Annotated in this window: 17 protein-coding genes; 15 read left to right on the top strand and 2 right to left on the bottom strand. The window is 45.9% G+C overall.

Translation table 11 applies throughout. From position 1 onward, the window contains the following. Nucleotides 1-2,463 (top strand): trimethylamine-N-oxide reductase TorA, encoded by a 2,463-nt coding sequence (gene torA, locus ELS82_RS04945; RefSeq protein ID WP_134834468.1) that lies wholly within the window; start codon nucleotides 1-3, stop codon nucleotides 2,461-2,463. A 51-nt stretch (nucleotides 2,464-2,514) separates the two neighbouring features. Here the strand turns inward: torA and ELS82_RS04940 are convergent, their stop codons facing one another. After that, nucleotides 2,515-3,228 (bottom strand): substrate-binding periplasmic protein, encoded by a 714-nt coding sequence (locus ELS82_RS04940; RefSeq protein WP_279630702.1) that lies wholly within the window; start codon nucleotides 3,226-3,228, stop codon nucleotides 2,515-2,517. 403 nt (nucleotides 3,229-3,631) lie between these two features. On the opposite strand from ELS82_RS04940, the gene ELS82_RS04935 reads away from it, so the two are divergent. Further along, nucleotides 3,632-4,624: a porin gene (locus ELS82_RS04935; protein ID WP_134834466.1), complete on the top strand. Its 993-nt coding sequence runs from the start codon at nucleotides 3,632-3,634 to the stop codon at nucleotides 4,622-4,624. 120 nt (nucleotides 4,625-4,744) lie between these two features. Here ELS82_RS04935 and ELS82_RS04930 read toward each other — a convergent pair whose 3' ends face one another. Further along, nucleotides 4,745-5,635, bottom strand: a complete 891-nt coding sequence (locus ELS82_RS04930; protein WP_134834465.1) for a sulfotransferase — start codon at nucleotides 5,633-5,635, stop codon at nucleotides 4,745-4,747. A 222-nt stretch (nucleotides 5,636-5,857) separates the two neighbouring features. On the opposite strand from ELS82_RS04930, the gene ELS82_RS04925 reads away from it, so the two are divergent. The 13 genes from ELS82_RS04925 to tolB all read left to right on the top strand — a co-directional run bounded on the left by ELS82_RS04925 (nucleotide 5,858) and on the right by tolB (nucleotide 17,704). Continuing rightward, nucleotides 5,858-7,597 carry a glycoside hydrolase family 36 protein gene (locus ELS82_RS04925; RefSeq protein ID WP_134834486.1) on the top strand — a complete coding sequence of 580 codons (1,740 nt, stop codon included), beginning with the start codon at nucleotides 5,858-5,860 and terminating at the stop codon, nucleotides 7,595-7,597. 53 nt (nucleotides 7,598-7,650) lie between these two features. Then, nucleotides 7,651-8,172 (top strand): crossover junction endodeoxyribonuclease RuvC, encoded by a 522-nt coding sequence (gene ruvC / locus ELS82_RS04920; RefSeq protein ID WP_004413431.1) that lies wholly within the window; start codon nucleotides 7,651-7,653, stop codon nucleotides 8,170-8,172. 119 nt (nucleotides 8,173-8,291) lie between these two features. Next, the gene (ruvA, locus tag ELS82_RS04915) at nucleotides 8,292-8,909 is read left to right on the top strand and encodes a Holliday junction branch migration protein RuvA (protein ID WP_134834485.1); all 618 of its coding nucleotides are present in this window, start codon (nucleotides 8,292-8,294) and stop codon (nucleotides 8,907-8,909) included. A gap of 12 nt (nucleotides 8,910-8,921) precedes the next feature. Beyond that, on the top strand, nucleotides 8,922-9,926 hold the full coding sequence (ruvB, locus tag ELS82_RS04910) for a Holliday junction branch migration DNA helicase RuvB (RefSeq protein WP_053438515.1): 1,005 nt from the start codon (nucleotides 8,922-8,924) through the stop codon (nucleotides 9,924-9,926). A 460-nt stretch (nucleotides 9,927-10,386) separates the two neighbouring features. Further along, complete coding sequence (cydA, locus tag ELS82_RS04905; protein WP_134834464.1) at nucleotides 10,387-11,973, top strand: cytochrome ubiquinol oxidase subunit I; 1,587 nt, start codon at nucleotides 10,387-10,389, stop codon at nucleotides 11,971-11,973. Nucleotides 11,974-11,986: 13 nt separating this feature from the next. Further along, nucleotides 11,987-13,123, top strand: coding sequence for a cytochrome d ubiquinol oxidase subunit II (cydB, locus tag ELS82_RS04900; protein ID WP_134834463.1), 1,137 nt, complete (start codon nucleotides 11,987-11,989; stop codon nucleotides 13,121-13,123). 12 nt (nucleotides 13,124-13,135) lie between these two features. Then, entirely contained in the window at nucleotides 13,136-13,243 is a 108-nt protein-coding gene (cydX, locus tag ELS82_RS04895) for a cytochrome bd-I oxidase subunit CydX (protein ID WP_000270284.1), read from the top strand. Beyond that, nucleotides 13,236-13,538 carry a cyd operon protein YbgE gene (gene ybgE, locus ELS82_RS04890; protein ID WP_134834462.1) on the top strand — a complete coding sequence of 101 codons (303 nt, stop codon included), beginning with the start codon at nucleotides 13,236-13,238 and terminating at the stop codon, nucleotides 13,536-13,538. The genes cydX and ybgE overlap by 8 nt, the downstream gene beginning before the upstream one ends. Nucleotides 13,539-13,701: 163 nt before the next feature. Continuing rightward, nucleotides 13,702-14,121 (top strand): tol-pal system-associated acyl-CoA thioesterase, encoded by a 420-nt coding sequence (gene ybgC / locus ELS82_RS04885; RefSeq protein WP_134834461.1) that lies wholly within the window; start codon nucleotides 13,702-13,704, stop codon nucleotides 14,119-14,121. Further along, nucleotides 14,111-14,809, top strand: a complete 699-nt coding sequence (gene tolQ / locus ELS82_RS04880) for a protein TolQ (RefSeq protein WP_134834460.1) — start codon at nucleotides 14,111-14,113, stop codon at nucleotides 14,807-14,809. The genes ybgC and tolQ overlap by 11 nt, the downstream gene beginning before the upstream one ends. A gap of 5 nt (nucleotides 14,810-14,814) precedes the next feature. Then, on the top strand, nucleotides 14,815-15,258 hold the full coding sequence (locus ELS82_RS04875) for an ExbD/TolR family protein (RefSeq protein WP_134834459.1): 444 nt from the start codon (nucleotides 14,815-14,817) through the stop codon (nucleotides 15,256-15,258). Between the two features lie 12 nt (nucleotides 15,259-15,270). Continuing rightward, nucleotides 15,271-16,341 (top strand): cell envelope integrity protein TolA, encoded by a 1,071-nt coding sequence (gene tolA / locus ELS82_RS04870; protein WP_134834458.1) that lies wholly within the window; start codon nucleotides 15,271-15,273, stop codon nucleotides 16,339-16,341. Between the two features lie 49 nt (nucleotides 16,342-16,390). Beyond that, a complete protein-coding gene (gene tolB, locus ELS82_RS04865) occupies nucleotides 16,391-17,704 on the top strand; it encodes a Tol-Pal system beta propeller repeat protein TolB (protein WP_370447442.1) in 1,314 nt (437 codons plus the stop codon). Nucleotides 17,705-17,728 lie beyond the last annotated feature (24 nt).

Here is a 17,728-nt window from a genome sequence, read left to right as displayed (position 1 = left end):
ATGGCTATTTCACGAAGAAGTTTTCTTAAAGGTGTTGCGACGACAAGTGCAGCATCAGTAATCGGTCCAAGCTTATTGGCATCAGCATCTGCAAGTGCAGCTGAGTCTACAGGTACTTGGAAGGTTTCAGGTTCACACTGGGGCGCGTTCCGCGCCCACATCTACGCGGGTAAAGTTCAAGAGATTAAAGCACTTGAGCTTGATAAGAACCCAACTGAGATGTTGAACGGTATTAAAGGCATTATCTACAGCCCATCACGTGTTCGTTACCCAATGGTACGTCTAGATTGGCTGAAAAAGCACAAGTACAGTGCAGATACGCGCGGTGACAACCGTTTTATTCGTGTAACTTGGGATGAAGCGCTTGACCTGTTCTACCGTGAACTAGAACGTGTACAGAAAGATTACGGTCCATGGGCTCTACACGCTGGTCAAACAGGTTGGAACCAGACTGGTGCATTCAACAACTGTACAGCTCACATGCAACGTGCTGTTGGTATGCATGGTAACTTCATCACTAAAGTGGGTGATTACTCAACAGGTGCTGGTCAAACAATCCTGCCTTACGTTCTAGGTTCAACAGAAGTATACGCACAAGGTACTTCATGGTCTGAAATCCTAGAAAACGCAGACAACATCGTTCTTTGGGCAAACGACCCAGTGAAGAACCTGCAAGTAGGTTGGAACTGTGAAACGCACGAATCTTTTGACTACCTAGCTCAACTAAAAGAGAAAGTAGCAAAAGGCGAGATCAACGTTCTTTCTGTTGACCCAGTTAAGAACAAGACTCAGCGTTACCTAGAGAATGATCACCTGTACATCAACCCGCTAACAGACGTAGCATTCATGCTTGCTGTTGCGCACGTGCTGTACAACGAAGACCTATACGACAAGAAGTTCATTGAAACTTACTGTCTAGGCTTCAACGAGTTCATCCAGTACGTTCAGGGTGAGACAAAAGACAAAGTTGTTAAAACGCCTGAATGGGCTGCTGAGATCTGTGGCGTTAAAGCTGACAAGATCCGCGAATTTGCTCGTATGCTTGTAAACGGCCGTACACAGATCCTGATGGGTTGGTGTATTCAGCGTCAAGAACACGGTGAGCAGCCTTACTGGGCAGCAGCGGTTGTTGCAGCAATGGTTGGTCAAATTGGTCTGCCTGGCGGTGGTATCTCTTACGGTCACCACTACTCAAGTATCGGTGTTCCTTCTACTGGTTTTGCTGGCCCTGGCGGTTTCCCGCGTAACCTTGACCAAGGTATGAAGCCGAAATGGGACAACAACGACTTTAACGGTTACAGCCGCACAATTCCTGTTGCGCGTTGGATCGACTGTCTACTTGAACCAGGTAAAGAGATCCGTTACAACGGCGGCAAAGTTAAACTGCCTGACTTTAAGATGATGGTTATCTCGGGCAACAACCCGTGGCACCACCACCAAGATCGTAACCGCATGAAGAAAGCATTCAAGAAGCTTCAAACGGTTGTGACGATTGAGTTTGCTTGGACTGCTACATGTCGTTTCTCCGATATCGTACTTCCTGCATGTACTCAGTGGGAACGTAACGACATCGACGTTTACGGTTCATACTCAAGCAAAGGTCTGATCGCAATGCATCGCTTAGTGGATCCTCTGTTCCAATCTAAGCCTGACTTCCAGATCATGAGTGAACTGACTCAACGCTTTGGCCGTCGTGATGAATACACACGTGGCATGAGCGAAATGGAGTGGATCGAAAGTCTATACAATGACTGTCGTGCTTCGAACAAAGGTAAGTTCGAGATGCCAGACTTCAATGAGTTCTGGGAGACGAGCGTACTAGACTTTGGTCAAGGTAAGCCTTGGGTTCGTCACGCTGACTTCCGTCAAGATCCAGAAATCAACCCACTGGGTACACCTTCTGGTTTCATCGAGATCACTTCTCGTAAGATCGGTCGTTACGGTTACGAACACTGTCAAGAGCACCCAATGTGGTTCGAGAAATCTGAACGTTCACACGGTGGTCCTGGTTCTGACAAACACCCATACTGGCTGCAATCTTGTCACCCAGACAAGCGTCTGCACTCTCAGATGTGTGAATCAGAAGAGTTCCGTGCTACTTACGCTGTTCAAGGCCGTGAGCCTGTATACATCAACCCAGTTGATGCGAAAGCGAAAGGCATTAAAGATGGTGACCTAGTACGCGTATTCAACGACCGTGGTCAGCTTCTAGCGGGCGCAGTTGTGACTGATAGCTACCCACGTGGCGTTATCCGTATTGAAGAAGGCGCTTGGTATGGCCCTCTGAATGAGAAAGAAGGCGCTATCTGTACTTACGGCGATCCAAATACGCTGACTCAAGACATCGGTTCTTCTGAGCTTGCTCAGGCGACGTCTGCGAACACATGTATCGTAGATTTCGAGAAGTTCACTGGTAAAGTTCCGCCAGTTACTTCATTCGGTGGTCCAATCGAAGTCGCGTAATTCAACGCAGTTGAATGAAAATACCAGCCTATTGGCTGGTATTTTTTTATCTTAAGGAAATGCGACCCCATATTTCTCCCTGAGCAATTTCATTTGAGCTGCTCCATGCTGTTTAAAGTATAGGTTTAACGCATTGACGATCTCTTGTGCTTGGGGGTGAGTTCTTCTCACTGCCACATGTACCGGTGATGAGTCTAAAAACTTCTGGCTGAAATGGAGCAGCTCGGCTTCTATACCCATCTCCTTTATTGTCCATCGGCCAACTATCTCATCGGTCACCAGTACATCAGCACGTGAAGAAAGCAGCAAGCGAATACTGTTTGGTAGATCTATCGAGCTTACTCGGTACATATGCTGGTAATTACTCAGCTCTGCTGCGTAGGCATAGCCATTTATCATGGCAACGCGCTTTTCTTTTAAGTCTTCAATGGCGTGATACTCAAAACCGACCTCAACAGGAGAGACAACCGCCATCTGGTTATACATGTATGGCTCAGTAAATAGGTACTCTTGCTCTCTTTTGGGCGTCTTCCAGATAGCGACAATGACATCGCTCTTTCCTTTTAATGTTTCTTTAAGAATTCTTGCCCACGGTTTTTCAACAAACTCAACCTGAGACCCTGCATTTATTAATCCTTCCATGACGAGGTCATGTGCAATGCCTCTCCCTTGCGGAGAGTTCATGATAAAGGGAGGCCAAGCCGTTTGCGCGACTCGAAGTACTGAAGCGAAACTGGATATGGAAAAAGCATAAAAAAACAGCACACAAAAGAGGATATACCCGCGAATAGACACCTGATCCTCCTAAATAAAGACACTATTAGAAAGTGTAGACGAGAGTAATAAAGTCAAAGATTTTTAGTTAAATCTCATTTATTAAGAAAATGAATGAACTTTTTTTGCTATCTGTAAACACTAAGTGGTTTTAGGTGTTTTTATGAATTTAACGGAAACGGTGTGATTTCATTCACTTTATTTGATGGTTTTTGGTTGTTATTTGTTCGCTTGTGCGTGCTTTTTAGAAATTTGCCGCTCTTTCTTGGTTTGCTTCTTATCTATTTTTTGATCGTTTTATTTGTCAATTATTGGTTGTGAGAATAATTTCTGCAGCCAGGGTAAGCCGGTGGAACTGGCGCTCATAAATAAAAATTTATAGGAACAAATAAAAATGAAAAAGACAGTATTAGCAGTAGCTCTTTCACTTGTTGCTGGTTCTGCAATTGCAGCAGACGTAAACCAAGACGTTTCAGAACGTGCTCGTGAATCAATCATTGACCTGATCCTTTCTGGTGAAGAGTTCTCTGTTGGTGGTCAAGTGGCTGTTGGTGGTGAGTACCTAGAAGGTCGTAAAAACGACAAAGGCGAAGACCGTGAATTCCACAACTATGACGTTACAGGCTTTGACCTTTTCCTTAACTACCAAAAAGGTAACGTACTAGGCCAATTCGCAGGTGAATTCGATCTAGCTGACAACTACTCTTCAATGGATGCATCTTTCTCTGTAATCGACGCATGGGTTGGTTACAAAACAGCTTTCGGTGTCGCTTCTATCGGTTACGCAGCGGACTCTGCTCTAGACGCAGTAGACGGCGCAGCTGACCTAACAGTTGAATACGGTGCATCAGCATCTGATGCTTCTGACGTTAACCAAGTGGTTAAGTTTGAAGGTATCAAAGAAGGCTTCAAATACGGTGTATCTTACTACGGCGACCGTGAAGCAAACTCTGAAGGCCAAAAAGGCTTCAACGGTTACGTTGGCTTCCAAAACGACAGCTTCCAAGTTAACGCTGGTTACGAAAACAACGACGAAGACAACAGCAAAGACGGCATCGAGCAAATCATGCTAGTAAACGGTGTGGCTTACTTCGGTGATTTCGCTGTAGGTGCTAACGTTGCTCAACACGAAAACTTCGCTGGTCAAGACTCTCTACTTGTTAGCACATCTGTTGGCTACACAATGGACAAACTATACCTAGCAGCGGGTTACGCGAACCAAGAAGCATACGTTTCTTCTGAAGCAGATACTGAGTGGGTTAACTTCGGTGCAACTTACCAGTTCACTAAAAAGACATCAGCACTTGTAGACTTCAAAGTTGATCTAACTGACGACAACGGCAGCGATGATCTAGCAGCATTCTTCAAGCTAGCTTACGACTTCTAATAGCCTTTTGGCTCTGTAAATAACGGCCTGCATAGCGGGCCGTATATTTTTAAAGCAGGATGCTTTGCGCAATAATCCACTGCCTTTTTTGCCCTCCGGAGATGGAGGGCTTTTTCGTTTCTAGCAGGCGAGTTTTGCCGGGCACCAGCGCTCAATGGTCTCTCTGGACGTCGATTCGAGTTGATTGGTTAATTGGCGGTTGGAGAACCCCGTTTGTTCTAGTTTCTGGTCTATTCGTTGATCATTACTTAAATGACAAAACGACATGATCGAATGAATGGCATATTTAGGGTTGCTGAGAAACTGTTCATAATGAATGGTCAGCATGTTCGCTTTGACTCGTGCCTGTTCTTCTTTTGTCGTCGTCAAAATCTTATTTAGCTGGAATGCCGTTCCCGCGACAGGGTTTCGAGCGATAGCGTTATAAGTATTGAGCTCTTTCTTTGAATAGGCACCATGCCACCATAACTGCTTTGCGCCTTGCTGTTGCCAAAATGGAGTATTTAATAAAGAAGTCACGGTTGCTGTCGGCTCTCGGACAATATTAATGAAATAAGCATCTGGGAAAATACTGTGTAGATATTCAAGCCGAGCGGGTCCTGTCAGTTTCAAGGCGAGGCGTTGTTTTCCTTGCAGCTTGAGCATGGCATCGAACGTATGGCGGATTGTCTGTTTTTCTGTTTCAGAAGCGCGTTTGTAGAGCAAAAAATCGCGACTAAAATCGATATCGCTGCGTGTCATGTTTTGCCATAAACTCCACGCTTCAGCAGGTCTAGGTACATAGTTATTTAGAAATCTTGTTTTCTGTTGTTGAGCTTTTTCTCCCGAAATCCACCACAAATCATTGTTGCTGAGCCGTGTTAAGGCGGAAAGCCAAGGAAGTTTTGGCTGCCATTCTGAGTAGTTCGTAGGACCACCGAGCTCGTGATGAGCAAACACAATTTCCGATATAATGGTTGAGCCAGTTCGTCCTGGACCTATCACGATAATGGGTTTCTCTAAACGTTTCATCGCACTTCCTTGCAAAGGTATTTGTATTGAATCAGCAATGTACGTACCAAATTTAAGTCCCCAGTTTTCATCAACTTACTGGACACCCTTAGATTATTCTCATTTTGCTTCTCATATTGATTTTAAAAACGTGAGCTTGGTAAAAAAGTGCGGTGCTGAGCAAATAGACAATAACCATGCGCAGTGCTCTAATTGAGTAATCATCAAGTGGTTGAGTGCTTTATTGTGAGAAGTATTGAGTTAGAGAATGAACGCAGATTGCTGGTTACCAATAGTGATCTAGGAGTGGCTGTTTTTAAGAATGAGGCAACGTTTTCTTACCGAGGGTTATCGAATCCGTCCATCAATGATCATTACTTACTGTTTCAGACTGAGTTTGATTTTGAAAGGCAAGCAACATTATTAGGCGATGGTTTCCAAATGTTGGCTCAAACAACAGGTACCTGTGATTTACCAATTGATATTGGTCGCTGCCCAGATAACAACTCAAGTTATCGCATCTACTCATCTCAAGACCCTAAGCGATATTACAACTATCTAGTGGTTGAAGATTCCCTTGGCTACGCGTTGTTCGGCTTTACCTCTTGTCATCGTTTCGCTGGCTATTTCACCATTAGTGACAAAGATGGCAAGTTACAGGTAAATGCCTATATCGATGGAGAAAATACTCATCCACAAGATTGGGCAACGAGCCAGTTAGAATCAGTGGTGGTATTGCGCGGTGAGTCGTTATCCGAACTCTACAGTGAATTTAGTGGCTATATTCATGCTCAGCACTCAGTTCGCCTAGGCGTTAAACAGTCAGCGCCATTAGGTTGGTGCTCTTGGTACGCTTACTACGCAGAGGTTACTGAGCGCAACATTGAAGATAATGTTGAGTATATGGCAGCAAACTTAAAGCAGTTTGATTACGCCTTGCTCGATGATGGTTACCAAGCCTTTATGGGCGATTGGCTGACGCCTTCTGATAAGTTTCCTTCAGGGATTAAGTCGGTGGTGACTGAAATTAAATCCCGAGGCAAAAAGCCGGCGATATGGATGGCGCCTTTCATTGCTCAACCTGAGTCTGAAATATTTAAGCAGCACCCTGATTGGTTTGTGCGCCACGCTGATGGCAGTTTGCTCAAAGCAGAAGACATCACCTACGCGGGCTGGCGCTGCACGCCTTGGTACATTTTAGATACCACCAATATCGACGTTCAAGAACACCTGACTCACGTGGTTAAGACCATGCGTGAAGAGTGGGGAGTTGAACTGTTTAAGCTCGATGCCAATTACTGGGGCGCTTTAAAAGGTGTTCGAAGCGTATCTGGCGTGACAGGCGTAGAAGCGTACCGAATTGGTATGCAGGCTATCGCCAAAGGTGCAGGTGATGCGTTGATCTTAGGCTGTAATGCGCCGATGTGGCCGTCCCTTGGTTTGGTTGACGCTATGCGCGTGTCTGATGATGTAGAGCGCTGTGGTAGCCGCTTTGAACAGATTGCCAAAGAAACCTTTTACCGTAGCTGGCAACATCGCAAGCTTTGGCAAATTGACCCTGATTGCGCCACTTTTGTTTCTTTAGCCAACCAAGCAACCGATCGTCACCATTATGAGTTTCACCGTGACGTGCTACTTGCCTGTGGGGGAATGCTGTTATCCGGAGACCCGCTGCTAGAGTTGACGCCATTTGCGAAAAAGTCGCTCAAAAAATTGGCGCTAAGGCAGAAACACAACCAAGAATCGGCGCGCTTTACTGCGTTGAATCTTCACCATGCATTCTTACCGCTGACCGAGCGTAATGACCTACATTGTTTGTTTAATTATCACCAATCGGCCCGCGAGGTAACGCTTACCGCTGATTACCCTGTTTATTGGTATGATTACTGGAGCGGGGAAAAGCTGACACCGGAGCCAACGCAGGTTTATGAAGTGGCATTGGAGTCAGGTTTAGCCAGCAGAGCGATAATTACCTCGCCATAGCGCACAGCGTGGACTAAAATGGCGCTCAGAAACTAGCGACAATAAAGAACCTGATGACAATTATACTTGGGATCGATCCGGGCTCTCGGATTACAGGCTATGGAGTGATTCGCCAAACGGGTCGTCATTTACAATATCTAGGCAGTGGGTGTATTCGAACCTCTGAAAAGGAACTGCCGGGCCGTTTAAAGCAGATTTATGCCGGCGTTTCAGAGATCATTACTCAGTTTCAGCCAGATGTGTTTGCGATTGAACAAGTCTTTATGGCGCGCAATGCCGACTCTGCGTTAAAGCTAGGGCAGGCGAGGGGCAGTGCGATTGTTGCTGCGGTGAATGCAGACTTACCCGTTTCTGAATACGCGGCAAGATTAATTAAGCAAGCCGTGACTGGGACGGGCGGGGCAGACAAAGAGCAGGTACAGCACATGGTGCAGCAAATGCTCAAGTTGCCGGCTAGGCCGCAAGCGGATGCCGCTGATGCTCTAGGTGTCGCGATATGTCATGCCAATACCAATAAAACCTTAGTTGCGCTTGCAGGTAAAGCAACAGGCGCGCGAAGAGGCCGCTACCGCTAAACCGCGTTTCACTCTTTGGATTATTCCGCTCAAAAATCCCTTTTCAAATTACAAAGGACTGGATGTCTATCCAGTTCTTTATTATCCTGTCGCAAATTCATTTCAAAAGAGTATTAACCGTGATTGGACGTCTACGCGGCATTCTAATTGAGAAACAACCACCTGAACTGCTTATCGAAGTTAACGGTATTGGCTATGAAGTACAGATGCCAATGAGCTGTTTTTATGAGCTACCAAACATCGGTGAAGAAGCGATTATCTATACTCATTTCGTGGTTCGCGAAGATGCGCAGCTGTTATACGGTTTCAATACTGTGAAAGAGCGCGCGCTATTTAGAGAAGTAATCAAAGCCAATGGTGTTGGGCCTAAACTAGGCTTAGGTATTCTTTCTGGAATGACGGCGAGCCAATTTGTTGCAAGTGTTGAACGTGAAGATGTTTCGACGCTAGTCAAGTTGCCGGGCGTAGGTAAGAAGACTGCCGAGCGCCTTGTGGTTGAAATGAAAGACAGACTGAAAGGGTGGGGCGCAGGCGATCTATTTACTCCGTTTACTGACGCAGCACCGGTAGACTCAGCGCCGCAGGCGACACAAGAAAGTGCCGAAGAAGAAGCGATCAGTGCACTGCTTGCCCTTGGTTACAAGCCAACACAAGCATCTAAAGTCGTTTCACAAGTTAAGAAAGCGGATATGAGTAGCGAGCAGCTTATCCGTGAAGCATTAAAGTCGATGGTATAAAAGGCATAAGTCATGATTGAAGCGGATCGCTTAATTGCGCCAGACAATACAGTATATAAAGAAGAAGATGTTATCGATCGCGCGATTCGTCCGAAAAAGCTTGAAGACTATAAAGGCCAAGATCATGTGCGTGGTCAGATGGAGATCTTCATCAAAGCGGCTCAGTTGCGTAATGAAGCACTCGATCATTTGCTGATATTCGGTCCACCTGGTCTGGGTAAAACGACGTTGGCCAATATTGTTGCCAATGAAATGGACGTGAACATCCGCACTACGTCGGGCCCAGTGCTTGAAAAAGCAGGTGACCTTGCTGCATTGCTGACTAACCTTGAAGAAAACGACGTGCTCTTCATCGACGAAATTCACCGTCTTAGTCCAATGGTTGAAGAGGTGCTGTATCCAGCAATGGAAGACTACCAGCTTGATATCATGATTGGTGAAGGTCCGGCTGCCCGTTCAATCAAAATCGATTTACCGCCATTTACGTTAATTGGTGCAACCACACGTGCGGGTTCATTGACCTCACCACTGCGTGACCGATTTGGTATTACTCAACGGCTGGAGTACTACAAGATCCCCGACCTACAAAACATTGTACAACGTAGTGCCGACTGCCTAGGTTTATCGATGGAGTCAGAAGGGGCGTTAGAAGTGGCAAGACGAGCACGTGGTACGCCGCGTATCGCTAACCGATTGCTGCGCCGCGTTCGTGATTACGCAGAAGTGAAGGGCAATGGCCATATTTGTGCCGATGTTGCCGATAAAGCGCTCAACATGCTTGATGTCGATGCACAAGGTTTCGACTACATGGACAGAAAGCTGCTTCTGGCGATTATGGAGAAGTTTGGCGGTGGACCGGTTGGCCTTGATAATATGGCTGCAGCCATCGGTGAGGAAAAAGACACCATTGAAGATGTCCTTGAACCCTATCTTATCCAACAAGGCTATTTGCAACGTACGCCGAGAGGGCGGATTGCAACCGACCGAGCCTACCTTCATTTCGGAATTGAAAAATAAGTTTTCAGAAGCCTGCTAAAAATAGCAGGCTTTTTTGTTTAGTGATCAAGTTCACAGTGATAATAATTATTTACTACTTAATAGGTAACGGGGTTGAGTGACTTGTTAAGTTGTTGTTTTGCATAAATAGTGATCGGGGGCTGCTGTATAACTCGTACGTAACAAAAGGGGCTTATTTTGGTTGATACAGATCAAGTTGATGAAATTCTAAACAGGAATGCCGCACAAAAGTTGATACAAATCAAAGCGAACTCTGCCTATAAACCTTTTGAAACAACCTGTTTTTACCAGTAATATTAGCGCCAGCTATATTAGCTGATGCTTAACAATTAACTAACCGTTACGGTACATTTTTGCAACAGTATGACGTTATTTAATAACAAATCTAAATATTGAATAACGACTATTTATGCTGGCATAGATGTAAGAAAGTGTCTTCAGCCGACACATAGGAGTAATCATGATCGATGTTGTTGATCTATCGCGGTTGCAGTTTGCACTGACTGCGATGTATCACTTCCTCTTCGTACCTTTGACTCTAGGTATGGCATTCCTACTTGCCATTATGGAATCTTTGTACGTAATGACGGACAAGCAAATCTATAAGGACATGACCAAGTTCTGGGGTAAGCTTTTCGGTATTAACTTTGCACTTGGTGTGGCGACCGGCCTAACCATGGAATTCCAGTTTGGTACTAACTGGTCATACTATTCGCATTACGTAGGTGATATTTTCGGTGCGCCTTTGGCGATTGAAGCCCTTGTTGCCTTCTTCTTAGAGTCTACCTTCGTAGGTCTATTCTTCTTTGGCTGGGATCGTCTATCGAAACGTCAGCACCTAGTGGTGACATGGTTGGTTGCTCTTGGCTCTAACTTCTCAGCACTATGGATTCTTGTTGCAAACGGCTGGATGCAAAACCCAGTTGGCGCAGAATTTAACTTCGAAACCATGCGTATGGAAATGGTGAGCTTTGCTGAAGTGGTACTAAACCCAGTAGCTCAGGTTAAATTCGTCCATACCGTAGCATCAGGCTACACGACAGGCGCAATGTTCGTTCTAGGCATCAGTTCATACTACCTACTAAAAGGTCGTGACATCGCATTCGCTCGTCGTTCATTCGCAATTGCTGCTTCTTTCGGTATGGCTGCGATTCTTTCTGTAATCGTGCTAGGTGATGAATCTGGTTACGAGTTAGGTGAAGTACAGAAAGTGAAGCTTGCTGCAATTGAAGCAGAATGGCACACAGAACCAGCACCAGCTGCATTTACCCTGTTCGGTCTACCAAACCAAGAAACAATGAACACTGACTACGCAATTAAGATCCCTTATGTAATGGGTATTATTGCGACGCGTTCATTTGATGAGCAGGTGACAGGTCTACGTGATCTTCGTGAGGACCACGTTGAGCGTGTTCGTACTGGTATGTACGCGTACGAGCTACTTGAAAAGCTTCGCGCAGGCGACAAGTCTGAAGAAAACAAAGCTGCTTTCGATGAAGTGAAAGGTGACCTAGGTTACGGCCTTCTTCTTAAGCGCTACACAGAGAATGTTGTTGATGCAACAGAAGAGCAAATCCAAGCCGCTGCGGATGATTCAATCCCAACAGTTTGGCCGCTATTCTTCTCATTCCGTATCATGGTTGTGTGTGGCTTCATCATGCTATTCGTATTCGGCGCGGCATTTGTTCAAACATGTCGTCAGAAGATCGAACAGAAACCTTGGATTCTTAAAGCTGCGCTGTTCAGTATCCCATTACCTTGGATTGCGATCGAAGCAGGTTGGTTTGTAGCCGAGTTCGGGCGTCAACCATGGGCAGTAGGTGAGATCCTACCGACGCACGTAGCCGCTTCTGCGCTGACGGTCGGTCAGTTATGGACTTCACTATTTGCAATTATCGCACTGTACACAGTGTTCTTAATTGCTGAAGTTTACCTAATGCTGAAGTTTGCACGTAAAGGTCCAAGTAGCCTGAAAACAGGTCGCTACCACTTCGAACAAGAAGCTAACTCTGTTGAAGACAAAGTCGGCCGTTCAGTCGAAGTATAAGTGAGGGAATATTATGTTTGATTACGAAATCTTACGACTTATTTGGTGGGTCCTAATCGGTGTACTGCTGGTAGGCTTCGCTGTAACAGATGGTTTTGACATGGGTGTCGCGTCTCTTTCACCGGTTATCGGTAAAAGCGACACTGAACGTCGTATTATGCTAAACACGATTGCCCCTCACTGGGATGGCAACCAAGTTTGGCTAATCACAGCTGGTGGTGCGCTATTTGCGGCGTGGCCATTGGTCTACGCAACGTCGTTCTCTGGTTTCTACCTAGCAATGTACGTGACTCTAGCTGCACTTTGGCTACGTCCACTTGCTCTTGATTACCGTTCAAAGATCGAAGATCCAAAATGGCGTAAAGCTTGGGACTACGCACTTTGCTTTAGCGGCACAGTACCACCAATCATCTTTGGTGTGGCGTTTGGTAACCTACTTCAAGGTGTACCATTTGAGCTAAACGATCTGCTAATGTCTCAGTACAAAGGTACCTTCTTCGCTCTGCTTAACCCATTTGCTCTGCTATGTGGTGTGCTAAGCCTAATGTTGTTCGTTCTTCAGGGCGCAACTTGGCTACAAATGAAGACAACTGAAGCGCTACATGTTCGTGCTCGCGGTGTTGCACAAATCACTGGTTTGATCGCAGTGGCATTGTTTGTAGTAGGTGGTTTCTGGGTTCAGTCAATTGATGGTTATGTTATCACTAGCACAATCGACACATTCGCTGATTCAAACCCACTGAACAAAGAAGTGGCCGTTCAAGCAGGCGCTTGGATGACAAACTTCGAAACGTACCCAGCGCTATGGGCAGCGCCTGCATTAGGTGTGGTAATGCCACTTCTAGCAGCGTTCGCTTCTCGCATTGAGCGTGGTGGCTTTGCATTCCTATTCTCAAGTCTTGCTAACGCGGGTGTTATCTTGACAGCAGGTTTTGCAATGTTCCCATTCATTATGCCTTCTAGCCTAATGCCAAACCACAGCCTAACAATGTGGGATTCAACGGCAAGTGAGCTAACACTGGGTCTAATGACTGCAGTTGCAGCGGTAATGGTTCCTGTGATTCTTGGTTACACGACGTGGACATACTACAAAATGTTCGGTCGTCTAGATAAGAAACACATCGAAGACAACGACGTTTCAGCTTACTAAGGAGCAATAGATATGTGGTATTTCGCATGGATTCTGGGTGTATTGCTAGCTTGTGCATTCGGCATCATCAACGCTCTTTGGTTAGAGCATTCAGAAATGATGGACAAAGACAGTGAGTAATCTCGCTGAGCAGGTAGCTAAGCTACACGTGCCTGTTGATAAGGCTCTGTTTAGAGTCTTATCGCTAGTGCTTGGTTTCTACCATGTTGCTATGGTGATGTGGGATCCTGAGCTCTATTCTAATTCTATTGGTGGCTTCAATGCGGTTATTTCACCACTGCTGATTTGGGCAATTTGCTCAAGCATGGTGTTTGGCATTGGCTTTAAGCCGCGCAATTGGTATTGGCAGGTTCTTTTCAGTCCTTACTTCTCATTGGCGATTCTAATCTACCTAACGGTACTTCGCCTTTTCTAGAATGCTAGGGCAAACTCTGCTCATTTCGTATAAAAAAAGCGCGACTCTTACACGAGTCGCGCTTTTTTTTGTTTCAAGCTTTGAAAACATCCAAATGAGCGTTGCACAAATAGCAAGGAGTTGCGTTATAGTATTCGCCTAAACCAATAATTCGGATATCCAAGTGCAGGAACAAGCAGCAATTTTTGAGTGGCCAGTCACTGTCTATTATGAAGATACCGATGCTGGTGGCGTTGTCTATCACTCAAACTATCTTAAATTTTTTGAGCGAGCGCGTACCGAGCTACTTCGCACCATTGGTGTTTCGCAACAAACTCTATTGGAACAAAACATCGGTTTTGTAGTCCGACACATGGATATTGATTTTTTGCAGGGTGCGCGTCTTGACGATCATCTTGTAGTAAAAACATCTATCTCTGACCTAAAGAAAGCTTCTCTCACATTCTGTCAGGAGATCGTTAATCCTGACGGGGCGATATTGTGTAAGGCAAAGGTTAAGGTAGCATGTATCGATAATATAAAAATGAGGCCAAAAGCTATGCCTCAATCAATCGTTATGGAGCTTACAAACAGTGAACGCTGATATTTCGATGCTAGACCTATTCTTACAAGCAAGCCTGCTGGTAAAAATGGTTATGCTGATTCTTTTGGGTATGTCTATCGTATCTTGGGCGATGATCATCAAGCGCAGCAAAGTGCTTTCCCAAGCATCGAAAGATGCAGAAGCGTTTGAAGACAAATTCTGGTCAGGAACGGATCTATCTATCTTGTACCAAAATGCAAAAAAACGTAAAGACGACCTGGCTGGCACAGAAGAGATTTTCTACTCAGGCTTTACTGAGTTTGCCCGTCTTCGTAAGTCGAACGCTGATTCACCTGACTTTATTATGGAAGGCACTGGCCGAGCGATGCGTGTTTCCGTTGCGCGTGAAGTCGATGAACTTGAAACGAATCTTCCATTCCTAGCAACTGTTGGTTCTATCAGCCCGTATATCGGCCTATTTGGTACGGTTTGGGGCATCATGCATGCCTTTATTGCTCTTGGTGAAGTTAAGCAAGCTACACTGGCTATGGTTGCGCCTGGTATCGCAGAAGCACTTGTCGCGACGGCAATGGGCCTTTTCGCAGCAATCCCGGCTGTAATGGCTTACAACCGTCTAAGTAATAAAGTCGGTAAACTAGAACACAACTATGCGACTTTCTCTGAAGAGTTTCATAGTATTTTGCACCGCCAAGCTATGGCCGGTCGTGACGCGACGGGTAAGGAATAGTTTTCATGGCAGGTTACCAACCTAAAAAACGCAAAATGACTGCAGAAATCAACGTGGTTCCTTATATCGACGTTATGTTGGTTCTGTTGATCATTTTTATGGTGACATCCCCGTTTGTCACGCAAGGGGTTGAAGTCGAGTTGCCTGCTACGGAAACGGCAGTCTCAGCACAAGATATGGCGGGTGACAGTGACGCAAGCTTTATTATTGTTGAAATCGACAGAGATGGAAATCTAGGTCTGAGTGTCAATGATGAAGACATGATGCGTGGCGTTTCGCTCCAAGACATCATAGTTCGAGTAAAAGCTGAGCTCTCGCTCAAGCCTGATTCACCAGTCGCCGTGGGCGGTGATGCCGCAACTCCGTATGCGGAAGTGGTGTTGGTATTGGATGAACTTAGTCGTGCGGGTATTCCTAAAGTAGGGCTACTGACAGACATAAAGGAATAGCGTTCGTCGTTCATGAAAGAGAAAAAAAGCAGAAAAAGCGATTATAAGAAGCCGATAGTGATATCTGCTTCTTTGCATGCGCTCTTGATCGTCACCTTGATTTGGGGAACCGACTTTACCATGTCGAAACCTGAACCCGTCGGGCGTATGGTGCAAGCGGTAGTGATTGATCCAGCAATGGTTCGCGAACAAGCGCAGCAAATTCGTAGCCAGCGCGAACAAGCCGCCAAGAAAGAGCAAGAAAGGCTCGATAAACTGCGTCGTGAAAGCGAGCAGCTAGAAAAAAATCGTAAGGCGGAAGAAGAACGTATTCGCAAGCTGAAAGAACAGCAAGTGAAAGAGGCGAAAGCCGCTCGTGAAGCAGAGAAGCAACGAGTAGCGAAAGAGAAAGAACGCAAGGCTGAAGAGCAGCGCGCTAAGAAAGAAAAAGAGCGAGCAGCGAAATTAGAAGCCGAACGTAAAGCCAAAGAACAAGCGGTCAAGAAAGCGGAGCAGGAGCGTCTAGCCAAAGAAGCGGCGATTGCTAAAGCTGAGCAACAGCGCATTGAACGTGAAAAGGCTGCTAAAGCCGCGGAAGAAAAAGCCAAGCGTGAACGTGAAGCGGCAGAAAAAGCCGAGAAAGAACGCATAGCGAAAGAAAAAGCGGCCAAAGAAGCGGCTGAAAAAGCTCGTAAAGAGAAAGAACGTTTAGAGCGTCTTGAACGTGAACGCAAAGAGCAAGAAGCGGCATTGAACGACATCTTTACCGGTCTTGAGTCGGAATCTGAGGCGAACACATCAGCGCGCTCAAGTCATGTGAGCAGTGAAGCAGATAGATATGGCGCGATCTATACCCAGCTCATCCAACAGAACTTATTGTTGGAGGACAGCTTTAGGGGAAAGTCATGCCGAGTTAACTTGCGTCTTATTCCAACCGGAGCAGACGCGATTGTCGGCAATCTTTCGGTATTAGATGGTGATAGCCGATTGTGCGCTGCGACTAAGCGTGCCGTCGCGCAAGTAAACAGCTTTCCATTGCCTAAAGACCCAGATGTGGTCAGCAAGATTAAGAATATTAACCTAACTGTAGTACCTGATTTATAAGGAATTGCTTGTGTTAAAGCGACTAATAATAGGATATGTGCTCACTGTGATGAGTGTATTCCAAACCGCGAATGCGGCGTTGGAACTGGTGATTACAGATGGTATCGATTCGGCCCGCCCGATCGCTATCGTCCCATTTAAGTGGGAAGGCAACACTAAACTTCCTGAAGACGTCTCTAAGGTGATTGCCTCAGACCTTCAGCGCAGTGGTAAATTCAGCCCTGTTGCAACCAGCAAAATGCCGCAAACGCCATACAATGAATCAGAAGTCGATTTTGGTGCTTGGACTGGTTTAGGTGTTGATGCGTTAGTGACTGGCTCTATCAGTCAAAACGCCGAAGGCGACTATGTTATCAACTACCAACTGGTTGATGTGGTTCGCGGCCAATTAACTCAAGGTCAAAGTAAAGCACTGAGCGACGATGGTCAGCTTGTGCTGTCGAAAGATCACGTTATCTTCAATAAGCGTGCGACCGTACCGGGCAAGCGTTTAAGAGAGTACGCACACCGTATCTCTGATTTGGTTTATGAAGCGTTAACAGGCGAGAAGGGCGCATTCCTAACTCGTATCGCTTATGTGGTCGTAAGTGACAAAGATCAGTTCCCGTACCAGCTACGTGTGTCTGATTACGATGGTTACAATGAGCGCCTAGTGCTGCGTTCTAAGCAGCCACTGATGTCACCTGCGTGGTCTCCTGACGGCAAGAAGCTGGCTTATGTCAGCTTCCAAAACGGTCAGGCGGAAATCTTTATCATGAACATCTACACTGGTGAGCGTGAAAAGATATCGTCATACCCGCGTCATAATGGTGCGCCAAGATTCTCGCCTGATGGCAGTAAGCTTGCATTGGTTCTGTCTAAAACAGGTAGCCTGCAGGTTTATACTCTGGACCTAAATACTCGTAAGCTGACGCAAATTACCCGTGGACGATCGAACAATACTGAACCGTTTTGGCATCCCGATGGCAAATCTCTAGTCTTTACGTCGGATCGGGGTGGAAAACCGCAAATTTATCAAGTAGATTTGGCGAATGGCGCGACTAACCGTCTTACTTGGCAAGGTAGCCAGAACTTAGGTGGTCAAATCACACCTGACGGCCGTTTCTTAGTCATGGTTAATCGCAGCAATTCTGGTTTCAATCTCGCGAAGCTTGATCTCGAAACGGGTGCAATGCAGACACTTACCAAGACACTGCTTGATGAATCACCAAGCATTGCGCCAAACGGCGGAATGGTTATTTATAGCTCTACTTATAATAAATCTAACGTGCTTTCAATGGTGTCCATTGATGGGCGCTTTAAAGCAAGATTACCCGTCACTAATGGACGTGTTCGTGCACCAGCATGGTCACCGTTCTTGTAACGAGTAAACAATTACAATAAAGGA

This window comes from Vibrio ouci, from assembly GCF_004551525.1.
In the GTDB taxonomy this organism is placed as follows: Bacteria; Pseudomonadota; Gammaproteobacteria; order Enterobacterales; family Vibrionaceae; genus Vibrio; species Vibrio ouci.
Note: the sequence above shows the minus strand (reverse complement) of the source record. Positions and strands in the feature narration are given on the sequence as shown.

Coding starts and splice junctions, on each gene's coding strand:
- ruvC (WP_004413431.1), top strand. CDS start 7,651: ATGACAATTATACTTGGGATCGATCCGGGCTCTCGGATTACAGGCTAT.
- torA (WP_134834468.1), top strand. CDS start 1: ATGGCTATTTCACGAAGAAGTTTTCTTAAAGGTGTTGCGACGACAAGT.
- ELS82_RS04875 (WP_134834459.1), top strand. CDS start 14,815: ATGGCAGGTTACCAACCTAAAAAACGCAAAATGACTGCAGAAATCAAC.
- cydX (WP_000270284.1), top strand. CDS start 13,136: ATGTGGTATTTCGCATGGATTCTGGGTGTATTGCTAGCTTGTGCATTC.
- tolA (WP_134834458.1), top strand. CDS start 15,271: ATGAAAGAGAAAAAAAGCAGAAAAAGCGATTATAAGAAGCCGATAGTG.
- ELS82_RS04930 (WP_134834465.1), bottom strand. CDS start 5,635: ATGAAACGTTTAGAGAAACCCATTATCGTGATAGGTCCAGGACGAACT.
- tolB (WP_370447442.1), top strand. CDS start 16,391: ATGAGTGTATTCCAAACCGCGAATGCGGCGTTGGAACTGGTGATTACA.
- ruvB (WP_053438515.1), top strand. CDS start 8,922: ATGATTGAAGCGGATCGCTTAATTGCGCCAGACAATACAGTATATAAA.
- cydA (WP_134834464.1), top strand. CDS start 10,387: ATGATCGATGTTGTTGATCTATCGCGGTTGCAGTTTGCACTGACTGCG.
- ELS82_RS04935 (WP_134834466.1), top strand. CDS start 3,632: ATGAAAAAGACAGTATTAGCAGTAGCTCTTTCACTTGTTGCTGGTTCT.
- cydB (WP_134834463.1), top strand. CDS start 11,987: ATGTTTGATTACGAAATCTTACGACTTATTTGGTGGGTCCTAATCGGT.